The organism is Kistimonas scapharcae (genome assembly GCF_039540975.1).
In the GTDB taxonomy this organism is placed as follows: domain Bacteria; phylum Pseudomonadota; class Gammaproteobacteria; order Pseudomonadales; family Endozoicomonadaceae; genus Kistimonas; species Kistimonas scapharcae.
The window spans coordinates 1-2,299 of sequence record NZ_BAABFL010000277.1 but is presented as its reverse complement, the minus strand read 5'-3'; the positions used below and the strand labels follow the sequence as shown (position 1 = coordinate 2,299).

General features: G+C 41.4%; 2 protein-coding genes. One reads left to right on the top strand and one right to left on the bottom strand.

Going from position 1 to position 2,299, the window contains the following annotated elements:
• Positions 1-48 precede the first annotated feature (48 nt).
• Positions 49-1,530 carry a hypothetical protein gene (locus tag ABD892_RS11020; RefSeq protein ID WP_345195693.1) on the bottom strand — a complete coding sequence of 494 codons (1,482 nt, stop codon included), beginning with the start codon at positions 1,528-1,530 and terminating at the stop codon, positions 49-51.
• A gap of 278 nt (positions 1,531-1,808) precedes the next feature.
• On the opposite strand from ABD892_RS11020, the gene ABD892_RS11015 reads away from it, so the two are divergent.
• Positions 1,809-2,165 carry a hypothetical protein gene (locus ABD892_RS11015; protein ID WP_345195692.1) on the top strand — a complete coding sequence of 119 codons (357 nt, stop codon included), beginning with the start codon at positions 1,809-1,811 and terminating at the stop codon, positions 2,163-2,165.
• Positions 2,166-2,299: the final 134 nt, after the last annotated feature.

Below are 2,299 nucleotides of genomic sequence, written 5' to 3'. Positions count from 1 at the left end.
GTTTTGTGCAAAAACTGTACTCTGTTGCCAAAAGTACGGCCAGCTTGCTCACATTCCCAAGGTTAAGCGGGATTTAAGGTGATTCACTTTAACTTGCAAATGCACAATACGCGCTTTTTGTTTCTGCCCTGCCTTGGGCTTGCCTATCACGGCATTCAAATCATTCATCAACCCTTCTGTTTTCTTCCTCATAACGTCCATTGCTTTAAGTGCAATTACCCCACAACTTTCATAGTCATACTGCAATTTCAGCGAGGGATACATAATATATATCAGCGTATCCGCATAAAACGCTTTCACAATATTTTCCACATCCGTCCTTATTTGAATCGCAACCGAATTTTTAACACCAAGTGTCTCATGAATATAACAGGCCAAATAGCCTTTATGTTTGTACATGAAAACTGCGACAGTATGCATATGACTGTCTAAGTTATAAAAAAAATCTTTCTGCTGGATATTGACATTCTCCTGCAAAAAATCTGTGAGCGAATCCTTTGTACACCATGTCCAGACAAGTGGTTCTACCGGACCAGCAGCTGCCGTACCAACAGACTTATCCGTATCACATTGATGCTGATAGACTTTTTTAATAAGCTGTTCAGACAAAAACCGCTCACCATTACTGATCGTGATGATTTCAGCATGTTCATCCTCAATCAGAGGATCTTGGTAAACCAAGGTTTGGAGGTTAATTTTTATATTTTTATTTTGGTAGTGATATAGCAGCCTCCACGCCATCTCTTCTCTTTGATAGACAACCCCTTCTCCGTATTTGATCCACTTATTGTCAATTGAGATATTACGATTACGCACCCCTTTGGGCAGCTTGAACTCCATCTGCATATCGCATTTTTTTCTATTCTCTCCCCCATTGTCACTCAACCACTGATCTACGGCAGGACTGGAAAAAAACACCGCAATAATTTTACCCATTGCAGCATCACTGGGTAATACCGCCGCTGTAAATTTCTGACGCAAACCTTTTGGCGTATCAAGAAAGCCACAGAGAAATACCTCCACAGAAGATTCTTCGGCGTGTTCTTTAACATCAATCAAAAACTCACTGTTATCATTTATTCTTTTTAGTAGTGGGGTAAAAACCTCGCCTTCTTTTTCCGCTCCTATACTTGCACCAACATCTTCTTTAGGCTTCGCAGTAGTCGCCCCCTCTTTCTTTATATTACGTTGCCGAAAGCAAACTTCAATTCTATCCAGAATTTCAATATACCGCCCACTCTCAAGTTCACTATGACACGCTGATTTTTTTCTATAAAAAACCGGAAGTATTCCAGTTTTCAAGGTAGCCCCATAGCTATCCAACACACTACTGGGCACATACCGTTCCCTATCGGATCGAGGCAATGAAACAACCCAGACACTTTTCATATCACCAATATAGGTTCCCTGCCTCAGCTCAACCCTGCTTTTAATATCACATGTTTTTTTTACACCATGTGATGTTCCCTCATACGACAACTTTCTTTTAGGAACACTACTTGGGCCTGCAAGAACAGGTAAATCTTTCATATTGACAACCATGTAATCAATAAATCAACGGATAGAGTTTTGTAAGAAATAAACCAAGAAAGTTTCATATCCAACCTAACAAAAACAGGTTTAAAAATAACAAACCATACTGATATAATATTTAATTATAAAAAAACCATAACAAAGAGAACTTTACTTTTTCCTCATAAAATACATTAGCGCAAGACCAATTATTTCTTAATCCCCATATCCTAACCTCACTACTTTATTGCTATCGTTAATTAATAGTGCGAGTCCACGGAGGGATTTACACTACTATGCACAGACCATTTATTGTAAGTTTGGATTCAACGGTATTTGCCAACCAGCAAAGTGCTGAAGACGCCCCTCTTCAGGAAAGCGTGAAATATAACCATGCCACTGAATCCATCACAACAGTCAGCACATCCGCTATTGGTCACCTGCTGTCCCGTTGCCAACCCCGCTTTTTCATCAACCGTTCCTTCTACACAGCGGTGGCAGATGCCTATGGCGAGCATGCGGTAAAAGAAGCGTTCAATGCCTACTACCATGAGGCGTATTCTCACCACCATACCGTGATCACACAGCAGGACGCAGAACACCTGCTACAAGCAGCCAGAGCTATTGACCAGGGTGTCTGGGCAAATCACTGATATCAATCCCGTCATTTTCTACACACAAAGGCCTTCCCTCCCCATTGCCTCTGGGTAAGTACTCAAAAACCGGTACATAAGGCGATTTCACGTTCTGCCGCCTAAGCTCATCCCCATGTTCCCATTACCGCCTG

Bases quoted from the DNA above. Each gene is read 5' to 3' on its own strand.
- ABD892_RS11020 (WP_345195693.1), bottom strand. From the start codon at position 1,530: ATGAAAGATTTACCTGTTCTTGCAGGCCCAAGTAGTGTTCCTAAAAGA.
- ABD892_RS11015 (WP_345195692.1), top strand. From the start codon at position 1,809: ATGCACAGACCATTTATTGTAAGTTTGGATTCAACGGTATTTGCCAAC.